This window comes from Paenibacillus sp. CMM36 (assembly GCF_053570945.1).
Genome location: NZ_JBSEDY010000003.1, coordinates 50729 through 74793, shown reverse-complemented (window position 1 = coordinate 74793; position 24065 = coordinate 50729). Strand labels below are relative to the sequence as shown.

Below are 24065 nucleotides of genomic sequence, written 5' to 3'. Positions count from 1 at the left end.
GAACAATTAGTCCTATATGAAGGCATCACGCAACAAAATCGCTTGACTTGGAGTGAACTCCAAATGTAATAATATCCGGTGTAAGTAGCTGGAGTAGAACATTTGAAGAAAACAATATCTAGGAAAGAGAGGTATAATCAAATGGACTATATGAAACTTGGAAATACCGGCTTGGATGTATCCCGGCTTTGTCTTGGGTGTATGGGCTTTGGGGTTGCAGAACGATGGATTCATCCATGGATATTAGATGAAGAGCGCAGTCGTCCCATTATAAAAAAGGCCCTGGAGCTAGGCATCAATTTTTTTGATACCGCGAATGTATATTCAGACGGAACTAGCGAAGAAATCGTCGGACGGGCTTTAAAAGATTTTGCGAATCGAGATGAAATTGTCCTTGCAACGAAGGTTCATTTCCGTATGCATCAAGGCCCCAATGGTGCGGGACTTTCTCGAAAGGCTATTATGAGTGAAATCGATAAGAGCCTTAAGCGACTGGGGACAGATTATGTGGATCTGTACCAAATTCATCGCTGGGATTACACTACCCCTATTGAAGAGACGATGGAAGCATTACATGATGTTGTGAAGGCTGGGAAGGCAAGATATATCGGAGCTTCTGCCATGTACGCATGGCAGTTTCTAAAGGCTTTGCATATAGCTGAGAAGAATGGATGGACCCGGTTTGTATCGATGCAAAATCATTTAAACCTCTTATATCGTGAAGAGGAGAGAGAGATGCTGCCGCTTTGTAAGGAAGAAAAAATCGGTGTGATTCCATACAGCCCACTTGCAGGTGGAAGATTGACGCGTGATGCGCAGGAAACAACACATCGTTCCGAAACCGATCAAGTGGCAAAATCTAAATACGATGCGACTGCAGATACCGATCGATTGATCGTGGAGCAGGTTGCGGCCATCGCAGAAAAACGCGGAGTTCCACGCGTTCAAATCGCACTTGCCTGGTTGCTACAGAAAGAACCGGTAACAGCTCCGATTATCGGTGCTACAAAAACGTCTCATCTTGAAGATGCAGTAGCTGCTCTTTCGATTACGTTAACACCTGAAGAAATCGCATTGCTGGAAGAGCCGTATGTTCCTCATCCGGTAGTTGGCGCCCAGTAAATATGGATGAAATGACAGTTTCGAAATAAGAAACGACAAGAACGCCCTATCCATTTACATAGGGCGTTTCTTGATCAGAAATCAGGAGGTGAAGTCTGCATGTTGATCGCAGAAGTAAGCAAAAAATTCGAACTATCTCAGGATACACTCCGCTATTATGAACGCATCGGACTTATTCCGCGTGTGAACCGTAATAAAAGTGGCATCAGAGATTACACGGAAGAAGATTGCAGATGGGTTGAATATATTAAATGTATGCGAGAAAAGAACTCCTAATAGAGCAGCGCAAGCAGCTCATTGCAAAAATGAAAGATATGAACAACGTATTGGAACGCATGGATTATAAAATTACAAGCTATGAACAGACAATAGGTGAAAAAAAACATCTAATTTAACCCCTGCGTGCTTTACGGGACAATAGGTTCCCCAAGGACTGAACACCTTGTACAAACAAGACTAGAATGATGACGGTAATCAGCATAACCAGCGTATCAAAACGTTGATAGCCATATGCGATCGCCAGATCGCCAATTCCGCCTCCGCCGACCGCACCAGCCATAGCAGTAGCACCAATCAGACCAATGGCTGCTGTCGTTAACGACAAAATCAGAGAACTGAATGCCTCAGGAAGCAAAAAGTATCGAATGACCTGGAACGGGGTCGCCCCCATCGCATCTGCTGCCTCCAATATCCCCGGATTCACCTCCAACAGCGAGTTTTCGACCAGCCTTCCGATATATGGCGCAATATATATAATCAAGGGGACAATTGCCGCGCTGGTCCCAATGGATGTATGCACAATCAGACGGGTTAACGGAATGATCGCAATCAGCAAGATAATAAACGGTAAGGAACGAACAATGTTAATGATCGGATTCAAAATATTGTGCAGCCATTTGTTCTCCAGAATTCCGCCCGGGCGTGTGATGACGAGTAAAATACCGATAGGGATACCGATCAGGGCGCCAATGAATAAGGATATGCTGACCATGAGCACGGATTCATACAAAGCTTCCCACAGTTGATCCCAGGTTATCGTGGTTCCTGTAATCATCATAGACTCTCTACCTCCTGAATATGGACTCCTTTGCTCTTGATAAAATCAACAGCCTGCTGAATGGAATGCTGCCCACCTCGCAGTTGGATCGTCATATAGCCAATCGTCGTTTCTTGAATCTCCGTCATGTTGGCAAACAAAATGTTCACATGGATATCATGCTGCCGAATTAATTCATGAACCACCGGATCAGAAGCAACCTGTCCTATAAATTCCAGCTTGTAAATCCGCTGTGATTCTTGCTGTTCGAACGTTTGTAGCACACTCTCGGGTACTGCATCGTGAATGACCGTGCGTACAAAGCTCTGCGTCGTTGGGTGCTGCGGCTGTCCGAATACCTCCAGGACATTGCCCTGCTCGATAATTTCCCCTTTTTCCATTACGGCAACCTTGTTGCAAATTCGCTGAATCACCGACATCTCATGGGTAATGATCAATATGGTGATCTTGTATTCCTTGTTGATTTTGCGAAGCAAGTCGAGAATAGACTGTGTGGTCTGCGGATCAAGTGCCGAGGTCGCCTCATCACAGAGCAAAATGGATGGGTTGCTCGCAAGCGCCCGTGCAATCCCGACACGTTGCTTTTGTCCGCCGGAAAGCTCGTTGGGATAGCTGTTCGCCTTGTCCGACAATCCTATGAACGCCAAAAGCTCTTTCACACGCCCCTCTATTTCGCGTTTGTTGCGCTTAAGCAGCACCAACGGAATTGCAATGTTGTCGAACACCGTTTTTGATTCCAGCAGATTAAAATGCTGAAAAATCATTCCAATCTTCTTCCTTACCTTCCGCAGTCCAGAGGTAGAATAGGTATTTAACTGCTCCCCTTCAACAAGAACCTCTCCGCTGGTTACTTTCTCAAGACGATTGACCAAACGGATTAGCGTACTTTTCCCTGCGCCACTGAATCCGATAAATCCGAAGATGTCTCCTTTATCCACTTTGATATTTATATTTTTTAACGCTTCAATACTTAGGCCTTTTCTCACGTACGTTTTAGATACATTCCTAAGTTCAATCATGAGTCTTAACTCCTTCCGGTCTTACAAGTATGTAAGATATTCTGAACTGATGCTTTTCTTCGGCATAAACGATCGAATTAAATCCGAGTATTCTAGTGAGTTTTATAAAGTATACTACTTCGATTTAATATTCATGTCAATATGAGTTTTACATTCGGTCAAAGCATGTCCTTGCATAAATCAGTACGATATTGCAGATGGTATGAAATATGTCGAAGCATACACACCTTACCCGAACGGGACGAAAGCGGAGGAAAATAGATGAAGCGAATATTTACCTTGTGGCTATGCATTGCAGTAACGGGTATGTTGGCAGTTACGGCGGAACCCGCATGGGCTACTCAGACTGTTGACGGACAGCCTTATCATTTTGGGTTTAAAAAAAGTAAAGGAGGGGAGCTGCCTTCCATCGCACAAGAAGGCTTTATGCACCTGATCGAAAGACAAGATGGCATCTTTCTGGGGGATACGACTAAAAAAGAATTATTTCTCACTTTCGACAACGGCTATGAGAATGGGTATACTCCGAAAGTGCTGGATGTATTGAAGGCCAAAAAGGTTCCGGCCGCCTTCTTTGTGACGGGGCATTTTGTAAAAGACCAGCCAGCTTTGATGCGACGCATGGCGAGTGAGGGCCATATTATCGGCAACCATTCATGGAGCCATCCTGATATGAGCACCATTTCTTCGGCAGAGATCCGGTCTGAGCTGGATCGGGTACGAAATGCATCGGCAGAGCTAACCGGGCAAAAAGAAATGAAATATGTCCGGCCGCCTCGCGGCATTTTTAGTGAAAAAGCATTGGCCTCCTGTCGAGAAGCCGGATATACGAGCGTATTCTGGTCTGTGGCTTACAAGGACTGGGACACAAAAATTCAGCAAGGAACGGACTATGCCTATCGTCAAGTCATGCAGCAGCTCCACCCTGGAGCGGTCATTTTGCTCCATTCCGTATCCAAGGATAATGCCGAGGCGCTTGCTTCTATCATCGACGAGGCTCGCAAGCAAGGGTATGAGTTTAAAAGTCTAGACGACCTTAAGGTGAAACATTATCACTAAAAAGTAACTACATTTAATGAGACCATATCATAATGAGCCCGATCCACACCTGCCCATGGTAGCCAGTGTGGATTGGGCTTTTTAGTTTACTCCAAGGAAGGGAAGGCTCTATGGGCCTTCCCTTCCTTTTACCATTCTAAAGATAGCAAAGCCTAATGCATGGTTAGCTTATACACTCTGGCTTCATAAGGCCGCAGCTTCAAGGCATGCAGTTGTTCCCCTTGTACCGGTTCGTAGTTGGAGAGAAGTAGTTCCGCCTTGGCGGCAGGAAGCTCCTCACCTTCGGGCCAGTGGAACACCGGATCACGGTCAAAGAAATTCAAAATGACCAGCAAACGCTCTTTTCCCAACATACGAGTGAATACATACAGCTCTGTATCCAGTGGCAACAGAAGCTTGTATTCGCCATAGACTATGACCTCATGTTGTTTGCGCAGAGCAATCAACTTACGATAATAGTGGAAAATCGAGCCTGGATTATTTCTTTCAGCCTCTGCATTAATGTGTGTGTAGTTATCGTTAATCTTCATCCACGGCTCTCCATCGGTAAATCCGGCCGCAGGACCAGCATCCCACTGCATAGGAGTGCGTGCATTATCCCGGCTTTTTCGCCAGATTGCCGCCATAATCTGCTCCTCCGGCTCACCAATCTTTCGTTGCTGCTCATAATAGTTTAACGTTTCCACATCCCGATAATCATCAATCGACGGGAATGCAATATTCGTCATCCCAATTTCCTCACCCTGATAAATATAAGGCGTACCCTCAAGCATATGTGTGAAGGTTGCCAGCATTTTGGCGGATTCCACACGATATTGTCCATCATTCGCAAATCTGGAGAGAGCCCGAGGTTGATCATGATTGTTGAGATAATTGGCATTCCATCCTTCCTGATGAAGCACTGTCTACCAACTGCTCATTATTTTTTTCAGCTCCACCAGCGTCCATGGCTTGGATTTCCATTTTTCCGTCCCTAGCCCTTGTGCATCAATAAACATGTGTTCAAACTGGAAGACCATATTCAATTCATGCCGCTGGTCTCCCACATAATCAAGCGCCTGTTCCGGTCCTAAGCCAGACGTTTCGCCAACTGTCATTAAGGGATAACATTCCAGCACCTTTTCATTCAGCATCCGTAGAAGCACATGTACCTGTTCCAGATTGGAAAAGAGCTGATAAGCCCGTACCAAGGTTCGTTTGTCGGGATTATCGGCATCCGGCAGCCCTTCGGCTTTGACAATATGGGCAATAGCGTCAAAACGGAAGCCATCGACTCCCTTTTTCAGCCACCATTCCACCATGCGGTAGAGCTCGCCCACCATCTCTTCATTTTCCCAGTTCAGATCCGGCTGATGCTCGGAATATAGATGCATGTAATATTCGTCTGTAAGCTTGTCATATTTCCACACTGAGCCAGAAAAATACGATTCCCAGTTGTTCGGATATCCGCCATTTTTGCCTGTTCGCCATATGTAGTAGTCCCGCTTCGGATTATCCTTGGACGAGCGTGACTCCGTAAACCACGGATGCTCATCCGATGTATGGTTTAATACCAAATCCATCATGATTTTGATACCTCGTTCATGCGCCTGGTGAAGCAGTTCGTCAAAATCCTCCATTGTTCCAAACTCATCCATAATGGCATAATAATCGCTAATATCATATCCATTATCGTGATTGGGCGATTTATATACCGGACAAATCCAGATAACATCAATACCCAGTTCACACAAATAATCCAGCCTGGACAAAATGCCTCGCAAGTCCCCTTTACCGTCTCCGTCAGAATCCTGAAAACTGATCGGGTAAATCTGATATACAACGGCTTCCTTCCACCATATTTTTTTAGGCATGTTTCCCTCCTGTAGCTTCTCTGTACATCCAATAGCTTATGCTCTTAACATACACGCAATACCTGGCTGCGAATCGTTGGTAATTGGGAACAAGAGTCTTGTAAGCTTGCTTCGACGCATTAGCAGAACCGCTATAATCTGCGGAGGTTTATTTTAAAAAAATATTTTGTAAAACAGGTTGTATAAATGGATCTGGCGTTACCTATATTTATGAACTGCCCATATACATGTACCCAAAGCGGTGCCACTTTTGAATAAAAGGAGGAATTTACATGAACCATCGATCCAAGGAGCCAAAGGATCTGATTGTGGAAACTGCCGTGATCCCGCCCAACATCCATGTGGATGTGGAGTCAGCCACTGAGGGCGGAACACGCCGCCTGATGCTTAGCGATAACCCGGAGACGCTTACCCATGTGACGGTACCTACCGAGCAAGCCACCCTGTGGCATGACATGGTTCGCTCGACAACCCGAACAGTCAAACATCGCATTTTCGGCTGGCATTATAACAAAATCGACAGCCCTGTTAAACTGGGCATCACTGTAGAGAACAGGAGCGCTGCTAAACTGGAAGTACGCCATATTGAACGCGCTCTTAAGATTGTGCCTGAGGACGGCAACTGGATTATTGATGTCGGGCAGTCTATTGCCAAAAGCTGTTTGGCGGGTACGATGGAACGTGTGAAGCCAGCAGACCGTCATAAATTCGGCAAAGGCACCGCTCTGCTGGAGGAATTTGAGCTGCCCGAGGGATCGCTGGCCGGATTCATCTATGACCTTACCGTAGAATTTGCTGAAGGCCACGGTACGCTGGATTATGTGATTCGCACCGTGATCAGCAAGGACACGCAGACCGATCTGCGCCAGATTCATATGGATGCGCTTCCTCCCGTACCTCCACCACAGGCGCATCCACGAGGGGTGTGGTCCTTTTCCGAAACGAATGCGCGGATGCCAGAGTACGTGGTGGGACAGAGCGCAAACTATCGGGCGTGTGCCACCAAAAAGCTGAACGGTGAGGCTCCTGCCGATCTGCTGTTTACCGGGGCACGCAGCGAGCTGGGGCCTGCGCTAGATAATCGCGGACAATTCGGAACCATATACAACGCGACCATTCCCATCGTTAACGACAGTGACGAGGTACGTATCGTCAGAATCTACGCGAATCCACGTGGGGGCGCGTTCGCCGGGGCTGTACGCGTGGATGATCGTGTATATGGTATCCCTTTGCTACGAGATAATACCAAGGTATGCCGATTGGCTGATATCAGCGTTCCCCCCGGCAGATCCAGCTATTCTCTCAGCTTCATGGTTGCAGGTAGCGCAACTACGCCGCTAGGTCTGTACGTCATTACACTATAGCTGTGCTCACGATGACTGGATGAGCGAACGTGGGGCCAAAATGTTACGGGATATGGTCTCCTCTATAGTAAATGGAGCTGTCCCAAAGTGGTTTTAAACTTTATTGGACAGTCACGCTTCATCATTAGTATAAAAAAGCGCGAGTGCAAGGGTTATTCCCCCCCTGTAGCTCGCGCCTTTTGGTTCATGCTCACCCATTTGAGCAGGTTATGTTCAAGCGAAGGCACGTAGTCCTCTTCGCCGCCATACCCGGCATCGGCGATGACCATACCCGGTCACCCGGTTTGTGTCAGAATAAATATCGCTCTATTTGAACCGCTGGACCTGCCTCGAAGGCATAATGGTCAACTCTGGAATATTGACATGCTCCGGCTGCTCTAGTGCATAAAGGGCAGCTTCTGCAACATCATCGGGATGCAGCGGCAAAACGCTCGAAGCAAACGCCCGAATTTCCTGCTCGGGATATCCGGCCACCTGCGAAAACTCTGTCGCCACCGCCCCGGGGTGAATCGCAGTTACACGAATTCCTTGCGTACTGGTCTCCAAACGCAATGCAGAGGCTATGGCGCTAACGCCGTACTTGGTAGCGCTGTATAGTCCTCCTCCGGCAACCACTTCCTTCGCTGCAATAGAGGAGACAATGACAACATCCCCCTTGGCCTGTTCCCTCATTGGCTGAAGTCCGTACTTCAGTGTCAGGACAAGACCGTGCACATTCGTCTTGTAAAGCTCCTCCCAGCGTTCCAGTTCCACCTCTGCCAGTGGGCTTCGATACCCGAAGCCAGCATTGGCAACGATAATGTCAAGCCGCCCCCAGCGTTCAAGAATGGCGTGGACCGCCTGCTGTATGTCTTCAGCCTTTTGGATATCGGCAGGTATTGCCATGACCTCGTACAATTCCTCTTGGTGCAAGTCGCGAACCAATTCATCCAATCGCACCTGACGGCGCGCCAATACAGCTACATACGCGCCACGCTTTGCCAGTTTTTTTGCAATCGATGCCCCAATGCCGCTGCTTGCGCCTGTTACCAAGGCTACTTTCCCGGCCAGGCTTTCCTTCGCTTTCCAGGATAATTTCAACTCATCCAATATCATGTTAAACCCTCCCCAGGCTTATTTGGTTAAAAGCACACGATGAACACCCTGGCTGCCTCCAGGAGCTGTACCTATATATAAATATCCGTCATGATTTACAGCCGTGGTTACCCCATAAAGCGAGCCTTCAGGATCATGCCAGCTTCCGATGAGTTTCCCCTGCGGATTAAGCTCCACAGCAAGCCCATGCTTCACAGGTGCGCTTGCACCGCTGAGCAGCGATTGAGGCAATTTGGCCATCATTCCAGCCAGCCACGGGCTTCCATGCATCTGATCTACAAAGGGAATACGTGTCGTGAAGAGACCGACCCAGAAATGGCCTTGATCATCACGCGTAATGTTATCCGGAAAACCGGCGAGATTATCCGCAAAAATATCCGAAGTCCCTTTCTTCGGCCCTTTGAGCCAGTATCGGGTCAATTGGTAGTGATACGACTCTGCCACAAGTACAAAATCTTCGTCCGCAGACAAGGCAACCCCGTTCGCAAAATAAAGACCTTCCAACAGAACTGTCGTCTGCTTGGTCGCCGGATTATATTTCAGCAAACGTCCATGCGGCTTGTTCTCGGCGATTTCTTTGAAGACTACACTGCCATAATTGGAGGTGTCAGAAAAATAAATGGTACCATCTTTGGCAATATCCAGCTCGTTGGCCAAATAGATCGGTGTGTCGTCGACTTGATTGGCCAACACCGTCACGTTTCCGGATGGATCTACCGACAGCAGCCCCTTCTTAACATCCGTAACGATCAGGTTTCCACTTGCATCAAACATAAGTCCATTGGGCGTTCCTTTGGTATCTGCATATAGCTGGGCCTTTTGCGGATTGCCCTTTGTATCAAAGACAACCTTATAAATTTTCCCATCGGAGTCTCCCGTATATAAATTTCCTTCCTTGTCAAAGGTGATAAATTCCGGAAACTTAGGGGCATCTGTAACAAGCTCTGCGGAGCTGAGTTTGTTGTTTTGTTGCCATGGACCCGCTTGTTCAAAAGAGGGGGCCGAAGGTGCAAGCCATTTTGCAGGCTGTACAGGGGAAGGGATGAGCATAAAAATAACCACTCCCAGAAGGATTACCGACAGCAGCGATAATCCGGTTCTGCGTACCCACTTACGCGGTTTTTTATTCTTTCTTTCTTGAGAATCTTTGACAGATAAATCAGGTTTACTGGGCATTAGAGTGCCTCCTATGTGATGTGAATAATATTTCAGCATTTTGCATAATTCAATTCCCAACGCTCGAAAGTACACTATATAGACGAACTAAACCGTTTCGATCTATATATTACTGATTTGAAATCGCTCTTGGGATTTATGCAAAATGCTCATTTATATTTGAACGACGATTTTACCGAAATACTGTTTTCCTTCAGCCAAAAGTGCGAAGGCTTCGCCGATTCGGCTGAGCGGGAATACCCGGTCGATGACAGGATGTAAACGATGGCGGGAAATGGCACGATTCATGTTTTCGAAATGTTCCCGGTTACCAACCTGGCTACCGCGAATCGTTGCAGCCTTCTGCAAAATGCTAGTGACATCGAACTCAGGAATGGTCAAGCCCGATAAGAATCCGACCATGCTCACAGTCCCTCCGGTACGAAGTGCATTGATGGATTGCGCCATTGTTGCCGCTCCCCCTACATCCAGGACATGGTCGACTCCGCCGTCTGTCAGCTCCAGAGCTACCTTATCCCACTCTGGAACCTCCGAATAGTTGATTGTCTGCCATGCGCCGAGAGCCTTTGCCCGTTCCAGCTTGTCATTGCTGCTCGATGTGATAATTACCCGTGCTCCCGCCATCAGAGAGAATTGAAGCCCAAAGATGGAAACACCGCCTGTTCCTTGCAAGAGCACCGTATCTCCCGCTCGTAGCCCACCGGATTCCATCAGCATGCTCCATGCGGTTAATGCCGCAATCGGCAAAGTGGAAGCCTCCTCCCAAGATAGATGATCCGGAATGGCGACGACCCCTTCTTCATGCAGAACGATATATTCAGCCGCCACTCCACTGAGCGGGCCTCCCAGACTGTCCTTTAAGACCTCCGCTCTCGTGCTCCCGCCAATGAATTTCTGTTGTAAATTTGCCGCTACCCTTTGTCCAACCTGAAATTTTGTCACCCCTTCGCCCACAGCTACAATTTCACCCGCTCCATCGGATAACGGAATGAAGGGAAATTGAATGCCGATCGGCATGACTCCGTTGATAACTACCAAATCACGGTAATTGAGGGACGCTGCCCTTATGCGGATCAGAACTTCCAGCCGTCCAGGCACCGGTGTGTCAAGTTCCGTCAAGGTTAACTCTTCAAAGCCAAAACCGTTTTTCAGTTGCACTGCTTTCATTTTGGTTGTCCTCCCTGTATTGTTAAACCTTTTACCTAATATAGATACAGCGTATCACCAAGGAAACAATGTTTCCTATATAGTACACTGTATCCAATTGTCTTCAAAACGTCAATCTTTACTTTTAAAAAAAACGGTCGTAAACTGCTTCCGGGCTTTTAACGTCCCTTACCAAGTAAAATTGGAGACTGGATGGCTTTGCTTGCCAGAGCTTGTTCAGGTGGGCAAGCATGACCAAAAAACGCGAGTTGCAGGGGTGAAATAACCTCTGCACTCGCGTTTTTTACATTAATGCTTATACGACAGCCTTATTTAAGCTCCAATTTTTATAAACTACATCTACTTAAATTTGTTCCTGACTATATTACGCTGCTAAGCATAAAATTGGAGGGCGGACCGGGCTCCGGCTTTCCAAACAAATAACCCTGAGCCAGTGACACACCTGCTTCACGACAAAATTCAAAATCCTCTATCTGCTCTACTCCTTCAGCCAACACTTGGCCTCCAAAACGAAAAGCCGATTCTACAATTCCTGTGATTTGCCGCTTCTGATTACTGTTACTATGACAGCCGTCAATTATACTACGGTCAATTTTGACATAATCCGGCTGAAGGCAATTCATAAGCTCTGTCGTAGAATAGCCTGCCCCCACATCGTCCAGGGCAACTGAAACTCCTCGATTACGATACTGCTCAAAGATATGATGCAAAAAATTAAGGTCGTCTATCTCTTCCGTTTCTACGACCTCAAATACAAAATCCTTCGTACTCATGGATAACCGATCAATCGTCTCAAAGGTGTGATTCAAGCAATAAGCCGGATTATAAATGGTGGAAGGGAGAAAGTTAATAAAACGTTTAATCCCCGCCGGAAGGCATGTTGCACTTTTTTCAATAGCGGAAAAACGAGCCGAGCGATCCAGATGAGCATGCAAGCCAGCTTCACGGGCGATTTCAAACAGTCGGAAAGGCTGAAAAGGTCTTTCCGCATGTGACGGACGCAGCAAAAACTCAAACCCGATAATATCCAGCTTGTGGTCAACAATAGGCTGCATATGGCTGGAAAAACTTTGATCCTTAATAATACTCACGATATCCGGATGTTGCAGTCTGGCTTGCAATTGACTAAATAAAAGCCAGTCCTCATATCCTTCGACATGATGCAAGCCAGTCACCACAACTTGTATATGGTTCAAGTATTCCTGCGGCAGACGAGCCAGTCCGTTAACCAGCTGTTCCAACTCTGAACGGCTCTCATAGCGAAACTCTATGCCGCCCTCACGCTCATGTTGCTGCTTCATTTGTTCCGATAGCATACCCAAACCATCTAATGCTGGAGTAAGCGACACCCTGGAATACCTAATTCTAAGCAATCCTTGATCCTTTATAGGTAATATGATGCTGCAATTGCTGCATGTCATAATGGTCCTCCTCGGAACAATTTTCCGGTTTTTTCACCATTATATCACAAATAACTAGAACAAAAGTACTATATAATTACGTTTTTTTACAAAAAAGCAGCTTTTTTTAACGATAACTTAGGACTTAAGTACATATTCGACAAAAACAAAACCTTTTTACACTCATAATAATTCGGGGCTGTTTTTTGATATTAAAAAAAGCAGCAAATCTCTTGGTTAAAGAGACTTGCTGCTTCATTCTGATATTAAACGAAAACTAAAATTCGAAGTTATTTGGATGCCTTTGGCTTTGTTGTTTTAGCTGGTTTAACAACCGCCGGTTTGGTCGTTTTAACAGCTGGCTTTGCTGTTGCTTTCGCGGGAGCCACAGCTTCCTTTACAGAAGTCGTTGCTGTACTAGGCTTAGCGCCAGCTTTTAAGCTGTATTTGGCAAAACCGTCTGCCGCGCTGCTCAAGTATGAAATTTGTTGATTGCCTGCCAGCACGTCTTTGGCATCAGGAGAGGACTCGAAAGTAACCTTTGCCTGACCAAAAGAAGCAATAGACCAGTTGCCATCCGCCGATGGATTAATCGTTCCGTTCGTACGGATATAGTCAACAACGACTTGACGACTTTCATCCGGTGCTGCCATCACAATTCGTTTGCCATCTGGGTTGGCCAGTTTGGATGAGGAAGCACGATAGTTATTGGTGGCTACGATAAATTTCTGTGCAGGATCAATAGCCTTCCCATTGTATTGCAGATCCTTGATACGATGCGCTGAAGAATCAATAATAGTTCCCTTGGCATCATATCGTGCAGGCTGCGTTACATCAATCTGGTAATTCACACCGTCAATGACATCGAAATTGTAGGTTGGGAAATCTTTGTTGATCAGCGATTGCTCCTCAGTTTGCTTTGGATCAATACGGTTGAACTGACCCGCAGACCACTCCAGCCATTCCTGAATTTCAGCACCGGTCACTTCTACAGCATGAACCGTGTTCGGGTACACATACAGGTCGGACACGTTTTTAATCGCTACCGTACCTTCAGGAATATTAGTGTAATACTCGGCTCCGTTTCGACCGCCGGCCTTGAATGGAGCGCCTGCCGACAATACTGGAAGTTTTTCGTATTCAGTTCCTTTGAGATGGTTTTGAACATACCATTTCTGTGCATTCGTCACAATTTGAATGGAAGGGTCGTCCTGCACTAATGCAAAATAACTGGTAATTGGCGCCGTCGTTGTTCCTACAGGCTGGCGAATATAATCCAGCGTTCCTTGATGCTCTTCTTTGACCGCATCAATCAGTTTAAATTCAGGGATAAACTGCACAGTCTGATTAGTGGTGCTCACAACCGGACGCACTTGAGATTGAGAGTTAGTCACGTTCCACTCGCGATTTTTCTTTTCTAGGCTCAGGTCAATGATACCCAGATCCTTGCCCCATGAGGAGGCTTCCACGGCTGGTACGCCATTAATGGTTCCCTTATCCAGATCTACACCCTTCATATCTTTAAAATCAGGGCCAGGGAAAGATTTATGAGCATGCCCAAACAGAATAGCGTTAATTCCGTCCACCTGGCTCAAATACTTAACGGCATTCTCCATCAGTGGCGTTTGTGGCACATCCTCATAACCGGTATGCGCAAGCACGACAATAATGTCAGCACCTTCCGTCTTCATTTGAGGAATAAACTTTTTCGCCGTTTCCACAATATCCTTCGTAACGACTTTATCCTTCAAATTGGCTTCATCCCACTGCATAATTTGAGGTGTGACCAGACCGATCACACCCACTCTGAGTGTATGCTCTTCGCCCTTCTCGTCCGTTACTGTTTTATCAAGAATCTGATAAGGGGTAAAATAATTTTTAGTAGCTTGGCCCCCTTTATCAACATAAACGTTCGCATTTACATAAGGAAAATCAGCTCCCTTGAGCGATTTGTCCAGAAAGTCGAGACCGTAGTTGAATTCATGGTTGCCCACTGTAGCTGCATCATAGCCCATCAGGTTCATCATCTTGTAGACCGGATGGACACCGCCTTCTTTCTCAAAGGTTTTGTTGCGGGCCATATAATCGCCTAATGGGTTGCCCTGCAGCAAATCACCATTATCGAACAGCATACTGTTTCTTGTTTCACTACGTGCCTTCTGGATCAAACTAGCTGTACTAACCAAGCCATATTCGTTGGTTTCTTTGTCCGAATAGTAATCGTAGTTCATCAGGGACGCGTGAATATCCGTTGTTTCCATGATCCGCAAATTCACCGTAGCGCTATCACGAGAATCAATAGCTGCCCAGGATGGAGCGGCTGAAAACACCAGCATGCTACAAGCTACAACTGCTGCTGTAAACCCTTTAAACCAATTTTTACGAAATAACAAAATATACCCCTCCTCATTAAGGTGTATGCCTCATATACATACTTTTGCACATATATGTAAGCCTTGAACCCACCATTTCTATTTTAATCCAACGCCAGACAAAAGAGTAGTCATTTACTTAAAATTATTTATGAAAAAATAATTATTTTTCTCAAACATAAAAAAACCAGCAAACCTCCTAATAAAAACTCGGAGATTCACTGGTTTATCCATTTATATTCGTATTATTTCTTCCACACCTGGCGCTCCGTTTGCTGACCCACATACTCAATGCGAGTCGGATTCACGTCCAGAATGACATAATCGGGATCATCCGGTCCGGAGAACCATTCCTTCAAGGAATCGTTCCACACTTGTTTGCGCAGCCCCTCATCAGCTGTAATCTGGACGGTAGCCTCCACTTCTACAACTTCCTTCGTACCGCCAACCTCATAACCCAGCAGCAGATAAGCATTCGGATTGTCCTTTAGCTCATCCACTTTATGCGTTTTGCGATCTGTCGCCAGATGAATGTTCATTCCATCGTTAAAAAGGGCCATATAGCGTACTTTCGGTTTGCCACCCTCTACCGTACCTAACGAACAAAATTTGTTGTTATCCAAAGCCTTCACAATGGCTTGTTCCAGTTGGTTGCGATCCAATGTTTCCGTTTTACCCACAGTACAACAACTCCTTTTCACGAATTAGAATTCTCTACGGCCATGCCATTGGGCACCAGCCCATCTGAACCTACCTGCGCAGCTGTTCTGAAAATAACATGACCGGATCGAATCGGATTGATTCATACTCATTTTCAGATCAAAGCTCACAGTAAAAGTGTACCCTGTCGTTCGGCAAATGAACCGTTATCTCTCCCTTCATGCTGGACAGACCCGCATTCAAAGCATATAATCGTCGTAGTAAACCCGAATAAATGAACCCATTAAACCATACAATGCCAGGGGTGCTGGAATCGGCCGGCTGAGAGTGTGTCCCAAGACACTGACCCTTACAACCTGATCTGGGTAATGCCAGCGTAGGAATGCTTAAGCAAGATGTGCCTTTTTTACATAGGACCATCCCTTACTTTGGTATATACAAGCGCAAGCGTCCCGGAAACTCGGGGCGCTTTTTTTGTTGAAGATTAAGTTGTTGGAAAGATCACGTCCGGCAGATGTTATTTTTATGAAAATGGGAAACTTAAGCTGTCTGATTGGACGGATAACGGGTAATTAAAGGAGAGAACACTAACGATGAAGCGCATGAAAATATTAAGCCTGGGACTGATCAGTCTGTGGCTCATGGCCCTGACCCTGACCGCTTGCGGTGGAAGTCCCCCTACATCCCAAGAAGCAGCTTCCGCTACCGACACTCAAACGTCTACTCCGGCAAAGGGGCTCAAAGATGTTAAAATCGTGCTCGACTGGACACCCAATACGAATCATACGGGACTCTATGTCGCCAAGGACAAAGGATTTTACGAAAAAGCAGGTTTGAATGTCCAAATTGTTCAACCTGGTTCAGGCGGAGCCGATCAAATGGTTGCTTCTAATGCTGCACCTTTTGGTATCAGCTACCAAGAAGGCGTCACACAGGCCCGCACGCAAGGTGTGCCGCTTGTATCCATCGCTGCGGTGATTCAGCATAATACCTCAGGCTTCGCAGCCCCGGTAGATCGCGGAATTAAAAGCCCGAAAGATTTTGAAGGTAAAAAATACGGCGGTTGGGGCTCTCCCGTAGAAGAAGCGGTCATGAAATCCATCATGGATTCAGACAAAGGCGATGTGAGCAAAGTGAAGATCGTCAACATGGGCAATGCAGACTATTTTACAGCCGTGAAGCGGGATATCGACTTTGCCTGGATTTTCTACGCATGGACCGGAATTGAGGCCCAGCTTCGAGGTGAGCCTCTGGATATGCTGTATGTAAAAGATTATTCCAAAAGCCTCGATTACTATACACCTGTAATTGTGAGCAACGAACAAACGATAAAAAATGATCCCGAGCTGGTTAAAGCGTTCATGGATGCTACCGCACAAGGCTATGAATACACTATCGCCCATCCGGAAGAAGCCGCGGACATCTTAAGCAAAGCTGTACCGGAGCTGGATAAAAAACTGGTACTTGCCAGCCAAAAATGGCTAAGCCCACGTTATCAGGATGATGCCGCGCAATGGGGCGTGCAAAAAGCGGAGGTATGGCAAAACTATTCGGACTGGATGTACGAACGCAAGCTGCTCAGCAAGCCTTTGGAAGTCGATAAGGCCTTCACAAACGACTTCTTGCCCAAGCGCTGACCATTTGTTAAAACGCTAAATAAGACTGAACTAGAGAAGTGAACGAAGCGCCACTACGCAGTCGGATGGTGCTTCCCATCGCCACCGCCCCGGATTTCTTAATAAAAACTTATGATTAATGTAGAAATCCGGGGAGGTTATGCTTCCGAAGCGAGCTTTCCTACGGAAAGCTTTTAAAGCGAACGCTAACGCTTGTACAGCACCATTCCGCCCACTTCGTTCTCGTTCCACTTGGTTTATTCTTTAGTCTCATAGTATCTAAAGCGCAAAAACAGATGCGCTTGTGTGTAAAAATGCCACACAACCTATCAAAAATTAAAGTGCTTTTAAGGCGGTTGGCAGCGTAGCGGTTCATTTGAATCTAGAGAAGCGTAGCGCTCGCCTTTGCCGTGGGATTCTTACCTTTTAAAATTTATTCAAAGAATCCCATGGCAACAGCGATCGTAAGATCAAATGAAACGCGAAGCGGTCTCCCCGCCTTAAACCACCCTATTTTCTCTAAAACACTTCAAATAAAGGACAGGTGAATTCGCATGGCTAACACACTACTCAGTATTCAAGTCATCCCTAAAACTCCTAATAACGAGGACTCTTACCCGTATGTAGATAAGGCGATTGAGGTCATCCAGCGTTCCGGCGTCAAGCATCAGGTGAACCCACTGGATACGACCATGGAGGGCGAACTTGACGAGTTGCTGAAAGTGGTTAAAGAAATGCACGAGGCTTTGACGGAAGCGGGCAGTCCCAGCGTCATTTCACAGATCAAAATCGCACATAACCCACAGGGCATCAGCATGAACAAGCTGACTGAGAAATATCGCCCATGAATCCGAAAGGCAAGAGCGCATCCTGGTGGAAAAGCGTATGGCCGCCCCTTGTGGCGGTCCTCTTCTTTTTAGCGGCCTGGCAGGGGGCGGTTTCCTATTTGCATGTCGAATCCTGGCTGCTGCCTGCTCCATCCCTCATCGTACATGAGGGCATGGCCCAGACGGCGCTGCTCGGTGCCCATACATGGGCTACGATTCGTCTGACACTTGCGGGATTTGCTATAGGGACAGCAACGGGACTGTTGATCGCTATCGTTCTTCATACAATTCCTTTTCTCAAATCCGCTCTGTATCCGTTGCTAATCCTGAGCCAAAATATTCCGATCATCGCTCTAGGGCCACTGCTCATGGTGTGGTTTGGATTTGGCGTGCTGCCCAAGCTGATGGTCATTACTTTAGTATGCTTTTTTCCCGTGGCTGTAGCAGCCATGGACGGGCTGACTCGAACAGACCGTACGATGATGAACTATATGCGAATGTCGGGAGCAAGCCGTATGGCTATTTTTATGAAGCTGGAGCTACCACATTCCCTACCACAAGTGTTCTCTGGTGTTAAAATTGCTGCTACCTACAGTGTGATGGGCGCGATCATTGCCGAATGGATTGGAGCTAGTGAAGGAATTGGATATTATATGCTGCTGCAAAAATCGGCCTATCGCACGGACCTCATTTTTGCCGCTATCGGTATTATTGTTGCACTCAGCTTACTTATGTTTGTGGTTATTTTACTACTGGAGAAATGGCTGGTTCGCTGGAAACCCGATCGAGAGTAGCTTCCTCCTTAAATTAAATACACAAAGGAAAGGACGTGGCGCATATGAGTCTGCATCCGACTGAGGTATTATCACACAACGTGGCTAATGAACAACGAGCAGGGGAACAACAGAGTCCTTTAACTGCTCCTCCTGCTTTGGAATTGGACGGGATCAGCCTCGCCTTCCGCGAAAAGCGAAGCTTTCTGCCCGTACTGCAGGATGTGTCCCTAACCGTCAAGCCGGGAGAATTTGTCTCCCTCATCGGTCCATCAGGCAGCGGCAAAAGCACGCTGTTTCATATCATCGGGGGGCTACTCAGACCACAGCAGGGACGTATCCGTATGCACGGACGGGACATGACTGGTGAACGTGGGCATATCAGCTATATGCCACAGCAGCCCGCTCTTTTCCCGTGGCGTACCACGCTGGACAACGTACTGCTTGGACAGGAAAATGCTCCACGTAAAAATACAGCCTCCCCCCCCTCAGTACACCAGTGAACGCGAGCGTCGCAAAGAAGCCTTGCAATGGCTCGAGCAGGTTGGACTAGGAAAATTCGCCAAGGCGTATCCACATACCCTATCTGGTGGTATGCAGCAGCGCGCGGCCTTTCTTCGCGCACTGCTTAGCCCGCAGGAATTAATGCTTTTGGATGAGCCGTTCAGCGCACTCGATGCGCTGACACGTGCAGACATGCAGCAATGGTTATTGCGCATGTGGGAGAAGAACCGCCGCTCTGTGCTGTTCATTACCCACAGCATTGAAGAAGCGTTACTGCTCTCCGACCGCATCTATGTGCTGTCGGCGCGACCTGCTTCGGTGGTGCATGTCATAGACGTTCCCTTTCCTCGCCCGCGTAGCGAAGAAATCACCCTTGATCCGCGATTTATTGAATGGAAGCGGACCATGACCGGCTGGATGCGCGAGGAAAAACACAAACTGGACGGTGACATGGACAATGCTCAGAGCGTCTACAAGAATATCCCGGAAGATGGATTGAATCGACATGAGTGACGTAAAAGTTCAATGTGCATTGAAATGGAACAACCAAACAAAACCAGGCTTGGATTTGGCCGCAATTGAACCCGCTCCATTGATCGACGCGCACATTCATGTAGACAGCTACCCGCCTGGACAACAGGCGCTAGTGCTCGCTTCGCTTGCTGATAACAGCGTCGAAGCTGTGATAGCTGTGTCGATGCATCTGGTCTCCAGCCGAGCTAATCTACAGTTGGCGGAGCTTCACCCTGGACTAGTACGACCAGCCTTCGGCTTTCATCCTGAACAGGCTCTGCCGCCGCAAGCTGAACTTGACCTGTTGTTCAACTGGATGGACGAACATGTACAGCAGATGGTCGCCGTGGGTGAAGTCGGCTTGCCCTATTACACTCGACTGAAAGCCTTACAGAGCGGTTCAGCTTTTGACCTCGCTCCCTACATAGTGCTACTGGAGCGTTTTATCCAGTTTGCAAGCAAGCATAACAAGCCCATTATTCTGCACGCCGTTTATGAGGACGCAGACATCGCCTGTGACCTTTTGGAACGTCATGGCGTCACACAGGCGCATTTTCACTGGTTTAAAGGCTCTGCCGCCACGACTGAACGTATGGCCCGGAACGGCTATTTTGTCTCCTTTACACCAGATCTTCTGTACGAAGAAGAGATCCGCAGTTTGGCAAGACAGTATCCGTCTGATCAGATCATGGCAGAGACAGACGGTCCCTGGCCGTTCGAGGGTCCTTTTACCGGACAACAGACACATCCCCGGATGACTGCCGACGTCATTCGCGCGTACAGCAAGCTGACCCAGCAAGATGAATCTGCCGTCCATCAATTATTTTATGAAAATACGAGACGCTTTTACTCACTATCTGATGGATAAAGGTATACCAGCTGTTTACTGACTGGAAGGTTTACAACCACAACATGCAACCAAAGCAAAGAACCTCCTTATTTACGCGGAACTTCATCATACGTAAATAAGGAGGTTCTTGTATTTTCAAACGTATATAGCTCAAATACTACTTGTATTTTGCAGAGTTTTTTATCACTACTCAACTTTTATTGCTTCAAGAAACCCTTCTGTTCCAAAAATGGCTTCAACTGCAAGCGTGCTGGCTCGGTCAATCTTCCGGCCATTTGCTCAGACCATGGCGTAGAGCGTTGACCGCCCGTACGTTCCTTCAAATATTCCGCTGATGTGTGATCGTATACCTCTACAGCTTTCATCGTCTGATTTTTGTCGTAGCCGTTCATATGCAAAACACCGGACAGCGGAAGGCGTGGACGCAAGCCCGTTTCCTGATCCGGTACACCAATACACATACCGAATACTGGATACACCAGCTCTGGCAACCCTAACAACTCAGACACCTCTGCTATGTTAGTACGAATGCCGCCAATGTAGACGATGCCCAAGCCCAGTGATTCAGCGGCTACCGCTGCATTTTGTGCAGCTAACGCGGCATCAATGGTCGCAACCGTATAATTTTCAACGGACCCCTCATAGGAAGGCTGACCTGGCTGATGGTGGAGCGTGACCTGTTTCAAGCGATACAGGTCTGCGCACCATACCAAAAACGCAGGGCATTGCTCAACGTAAGCCTGCCCTCCTGCCAACTCCGCCAGTTTTGTTTTCAAAGAAGGCTCGGTAACGGCGATAACGGTATATGCCTGCACATTGCTGGACGAGGAAGCCATTTGGCCAGCTGCCACAATAGCTGCGAGCTGCTCGTCGGTAATGGGGGCTGACTTGAATTTTCGCACAGACCGGTGATTCATCAACAAGGAAATCGTATCATTCATGACTGCTTCACTCCTAATCCATAATATAAGCTCTTTATCTACTTCAAGCTGTGAGTATACGAAGAAGTTCTTGCATGCTTGCATGGCACTCCTACAAATATTATGGAACTTTCGCGAATGATAAGCAACCTGACGTAATGAAAGTTGAATGGTTTTAAAAAACCAAACACAACAAAAAGCAAGCACGCAGAGAAACCAACCAATTGCGCGTACTTGCTCTATACTCTGATAATAACTTTATCTCGATACAGAAGTCCGACAGCACGTTATCCTGCCGATACATCCATACACTTACAGCTTTACTCGTTGGAGACGCAGCGCATTCAGCACAACTGAAACAGAGCTAAATGCCATGGCCGCTCCCGCCAACCATGGGGCAAGGAAGCCCAAAGCAGCTATCGGAATACCGATCACGTTATACCCGAGCGCCCAAAACAGATTTTGCCGTATGTTTGTCATGGTCCGGCGGCTCATTTCAATCGCGTCAGGAATGCTGTTCAGGTTGCCGCGCATGAGGGTAATATCCGCCGCCTCCATGGCCACATCCGTTCCCGTACCCATCGCCATCCCAATATTAGCAGTAGCCAGCGCAGGCGCATCGTTAATACCATCCCCAACCATAGCTACGATCATGCCTTGTTCCTGAAGCCGTTTCACTTCCTCAGCCTTTCCTTCAGGTAGCACCTCCGCCAGCACTCGTTCAATTCCGGCCTCGGCGGCAACAGCCCGCGCAGTCCGTTCATTGTCACCCGTAATCATGATGACTTCAATGTTCATCGCCCGCAGACGAGCAACGGCCTCCCGTGACGTTTCTTTAATCGTGTCCGCTACGGCCACCAGTCCGGCATAGGAACCGTCCACAGCGACCAGCATCGCGGTTTTCCCTTCTTTTTCCAGATTGTTCATATACTGCTCAGCTAAGTCATCTATTGCGATGCCTTCCCTGCTCATCAATCGGCGTGTACCGGCCAATACCTGTTTACCTTCCACATGTGCCTTCACACCATAACCCGGAATATTTTCAAAATCTGTCGGTCCTACCAGCTCAATGCCTCGATCTGCAATCCCCTTTACAATGGCTTCCGCCAGCGGATGCTCTGAGCTTTTTTCTGCCGCACCGAGCAACCGCAGCATATCCTTTTCAGCCATGCCGCTTGCTCCAACCATAACATCCGTCAGCTCGGGCTTGCCATTCGTAACTGTACCTGTCTTATCCAACACCACTGCGTTGACTGAACGGGTCATCTCCAAATGCTCGCCGCCCTTGAACAGAATACCATATTCAGCGGCACGTCCCGATCCTGCCATAATGGACGTTGGAGTTGCCAATCCGAGCGCACAAGGGCAAGCAATGACGAGAACTGCAATCATTTTCTCCAGTGAGCCTGCAAAATCAGTCGGCGTCACAAGGAAAAACCAGACGATAAAGGCCAACACAGCGATAGCAACAACAATGGGGACAAAAATACCGGAAATCTGATCCGCAATCCGCTGAATGGGAGCCTTGGAGCTTTGCGCATCTTCCACGACCTTAATAATACGGGACAACGCCGTATCACCACCCACACGCTCAGCCTGGATACGTAGAACCCCGTTTTTATTGAGCGTCGCCCCTGTAACTGCGGAACCGGCTTCTTTTTCAACCGGAAGACTCTCACCACTTAACATGGATTCGTCCACTGCCGAACGTCCGTCTACGACCACACCATCGACAGGAATTTTCTCGCCGGGTCGTACAATAAAGATATCCTTCACACGTACCTGTTCAATCGGAATATCAAGCTCTTGCCCATCACGTACTACACGTGCCGTTGTCGCCTGTAGACTCATCAGGCTCTTGATCGCCTCGGACGAACGCCCTTTGGCTACCGCTTCGAACCATTTACCAACCAAAATAAGCGTAATTAGCACCGCGCTTGTCTCGTAATACAGCTCTGGCATGGTCATGACAGGCATTCCCGCCATCCCCTCCATAACATCAGCCGGACGCAGAGTAAGGTACAAGCTGTAAAAATAAGCCGCAGACGTACCCAGTGCAACTAACACATCCATATTCGAACTGCCGTTACGAAGCGCTTTGTACGCGCCCACATAAAACTGCCAACCAATGACGAACTGAATCGGCGTTGTCAGCACTAGTTGGAACCATGGATTCAAGAACAGTTCTGGCACATAAATCCATGATGTAAAGGAAAAATGAGCCACCATCGCCCACAACAACGGCAACGACAGCACTGCGGACACAATCCACTTCCATTTTTTACGATGGATATCCTTACTGCGGACATCCGCGATATTGTCCTCAGCGCTCTGCGGGATCGCTCCGTAGCCTAGCTGTTCAATCTTGCTCACCAGATCACCAACCGCAATACTCCCCGCGGCATATTCCACATGAGCGGTTTCCATCGCCAAATTTACCGTGGCACCTGTTACACCAGGCATCCGATTCAATCCCTTTTCAATCCGGGTTGCACAGGCCGCGCAAGTCATGCCCGTTACATTCAGATTGGCTTCTTCACTTACAGTTCCAAACCCAAGAGAAGCAATTTTATCGCGGAATTCAGCGATCTCCACCTGCTTGGGATCATAGGATATCGACGCCTGCTCCAAAGCCAAATTCACATTAGCCTGTGCCACACCATCTATTCGCTTTAAACCTTTCTCAATACGGCTTGCGCAGGCAGCACAGGACATCCC

17 protein-coding genes, 3 pseudogenes and 1 riboswitch are annotated in these 24065 nt (G+C 47.5%); of the genes and pseudogenes, 9 read left to right on the top strand and 11 right to left on the bottom strand.

What is annotated here, in order from left to right; all coding sequences use genetic code 11:
- Positions 1–141 precede the first annotated feature (141 nt).
- Both ACWA2B_RS07690 and ACWA2B_RS07685 read left to right on the top strand, forming a co-directional pair.
- Positions 142–1122 (top strand): aldo/keto reductase, encoded by a 981-nt coding sequence (locus ACWA2B_RS07690; protein WP_165147951.1) that lies wholly within the window; start codon positions 142–144, stop codon positions 1120–1122.
- A gap of 99 nt (positions 1123–1221) precedes the next feature.
- Positions 1222–1517 (top strand): annotated as a pseudogene (locus ACWA2B_RS07685) (MerR family transcriptional regulator).
- Here ACWA2B_RS07685 and ACWA2B_RS07680 read toward each other — a convergent pair.
- Together ACWA2B_RS07680 and ACWA2B_RS07675 are read right to left on the bottom strand one after the other, a co-directional pair.
- Positions 1514–2179, bottom strand: coding sequence for a methionine ABC transporter permease (locus tag ACWA2B_RS07680; protein ID WP_029514704.1), 666 nt, complete (start codon positions 2177–2179; stop codon positions 1514–1516). The pseudogene ACWA2B_RS07685 and the gene ACWA2B_RS07680 sit on opposite strands and share 4 nt — an antisense overlap.
- Positions 2176–3198 carry a methionine ABC transporter ATP-binding protein gene (locus ACWA2B_RS07675; RefSeq protein ID WP_025722905.1) on the bottom strand — a complete coding sequence of 341 codons (1023 nt, stop codon included), beginning with the start codon at positions 3196–3198 and terminating at the stop codon, positions 2176–2178. The genes ACWA2B_RS07680 and ACWA2B_RS07675 overlap by 4 nt, the downstream gene beginning before the upstream one ends.
- Positions 3199–3459: 261 nt before the next feature.
- On the opposite strand from ACWA2B_RS07675, the gene pdaA reads away from it, so the two are divergent.
- Positions 3460–4257 (top strand): delta-lactam-biosynthetic de-N-acetylase, encoded by a 798-nt coding sequence (pdaA, locus tag ACWA2B_RS07670; RefSeq protein ID WP_029514703.1) that lies wholly within the window; start codon positions 3460–3462, stop codon positions 4255–4257.
- Positions 4258–4409: 152 nt separating this feature from the next.
- On the opposite strand, the pseudogene ACWA2B_RS07665 reads toward pdaA, so the two are convergent.
- A pseudogene (locus ACWA2B_RS07665) lies at positions 4410–6110 on the bottom strand (glycoside hydrolase family 13 protein).
- A 272-nt stretch (positions 6111–6382) separates the two neighbouring features.
- On the opposite strand from ACWA2B_RS07665, the gene ACWA2B_RS07660 reads away from it, so the two are divergent.
- The gene (locus tag ACWA2B_RS07660) at positions 6383–7474 is read left to right on the top strand and encodes a hypothetical protein (protein WP_165147945.1); all 1092 of its coding nucleotides are present in this window, start codon (positions 6383–6385) and stop codon (positions 7472–7474) included.
- A gap of 306 nt (positions 7475–7780) precedes the next feature.
- Here ACWA2B_RS07660 and ACWA2B_RS07655 read toward each other — a convergent pair whose 3' ends face one another.
- From ACWA2B_RS07655 to ACWA2B_RS07630, 6 genes are all read right to left on the bottom strand, one after another.
- Complete coding sequence (locus tag ACWA2B_RS07655; RefSeq protein WP_449291872.1) at positions 7781–8569, bottom strand: SDR family oxidoreductase; 789 nt, start codon at positions 8567–8569, stop codon at positions 7781–7783.
- Positions 8570–8587: 18 nt separating this feature from the next.
- Positions 8588–9745, bottom strand: coding sequence for an SMP-30/gluconolactonase/LRE family protein (locus tag ACWA2B_RS07650; RefSeq protein ID WP_340931231.1), 1158 nt, complete (start codon positions 9743–9745; stop codon positions 8588–8590).
- 153 nt (positions 9746–9898) lie between these two features.
- On the bottom strand, positions 9899–10912 hold the full coding sequence (locus ACWA2B_RS07645; RefSeq protein ID WP_449291871.1) for a zinc-dependent alcohol dehydrogenase family protein: 1014 nt from the start codon (positions 10910–10912) through the stop codon (positions 9899–9901).
- Between the two features lie 359 nt (positions 10913–11271).
- Entirely contained in the window at positions 11272–12333 is a 1062-nt protein-coding gene (locus tag ACWA2B_RS07640; protein WP_029514697.1) for an EAL domain-containing protein, read from the bottom strand.
- Positions 12334–12602: 269 nt separating this feature from the next.
- Positions 12603–14705 carry a bifunctional 2',3'-cyclic-nucleotide 2'-phosphodiesterase/3'-nucleotidase gene (locus tag ACWA2B_RS07635; protein WP_449291870.1) on the bottom strand — a complete coding sequence of 701 codons (2103 nt, stop codon included), beginning with the start codon at positions 14703–14705 and terminating at the stop codon, positions 12603–12605.
- A 224-nt stretch (positions 14706–14929) separates the two neighbouring features.
- Complete coding sequence (locus tag ACWA2B_RS07630) at positions 14930–15364, bottom strand: pyridoxamine 5'-phosphate oxidase family protein (RefSeq protein WP_029514695.1); 435 nt, start codon at positions 15362–15364, stop codon at positions 14930–14932.
- A gap of 270 nt (positions 15365–15634) precedes the next feature.
- A riboswitch (TPP riboswitch) is annotated at positions 15635–15744 on the top strand.
- A 193-nt stretch (positions 15745–15937) separates the two neighbouring features.
- On the opposite strand from ACWA2B_RS07630, the gene ACWA2B_RS07625 reads away from it, so the two are divergent.
- The 5 genes and pseudogenes from ACWA2B_RS07625 (at position 15938) to ACWA2B_RS07605 (ending at position 20445) form a co-directional block, all read left to right on the top strand.
- Positions 15938–16981, top strand: a complete 1044-nt coding sequence (locus ACWA2B_RS07625) for an ABC transporter substrate-binding protein (RefSeq protein WP_318627663.1) — start codon at positions 15938–15940, stop codon at positions 16979–16981.
- 533 nt (positions 16982–17514) lie between these two features.
- Positions 17515–17808: an MTH1187 family thiamine-binding protein gene (locus tag ACWA2B_RS07620; RefSeq protein WP_016818835.1), complete on the top strand. Its 294-nt coding sequence runs from the start codon at positions 17515–17517 to the stop codon at positions 17806–17808.
- On the top strand, positions 17805–18581 hold the full coding sequence (locus tag ACWA2B_RS07615) for an ABC transporter permease (RefSeq protein WP_449291869.1): 777 nt from the start codon (positions 17805–17807) through the stop codon (positions 18579–18581). The genes ACWA2B_RS07620 and ACWA2B_RS07615 overlap by 4 nt, the downstream gene beginning before the upstream one ends.
- Before the next feature lie 44 nt (positions 18582–18625).
- Positions 18626–19577 (top strand): annotated as a pseudogene (locus ACWA2B_RS07610) (ABC transporter ATP-binding protein).
- Positions 19570–20445: a TatD family hydrolase gene (locus ACWA2B_RS07605; RefSeq protein WP_449291868.1), complete on the top strand. Its 876-nt coding sequence runs from the start codon at positions 19570–19572 to the stop codon at positions 20443–20445. Before ACWA2B_RS07610 ends, ACWA2B_RS07605 begins: the two are co-directional and overlap by 8 nt.
- 179 nt (positions 20446–20624) lie before the next feature.
- Here ACWA2B_RS07605 and nfsA read toward each other — a convergent pair whose 3' ends face one another.
- Both nfsA and ACWA2B_RS07595 read right to left on the bottom strand, forming a co-directional pair.
- Entirely contained in the window at positions 20625–21368 is a 744-nt protein-coding gene (gene nfsA, locus ACWA2B_RS07600; RefSeq protein WP_318627665.1) for an oxygen-insensitive NADPH nitroreductase, read from the bottom strand.
- 291 nt (positions 21369–21659) lie between these two features.
- Complete coding sequence (locus ACWA2B_RS07595) at positions 21660–24062, bottom strand: heavy metal translocating P-type ATPase (RefSeq protein WP_449291962.1); 2403 nt, start codon at positions 24060–24062, stop codon at positions 21660–21662.
- Between the last annotated feature and the right edge of the window lie 3 nt (positions 24063–24065).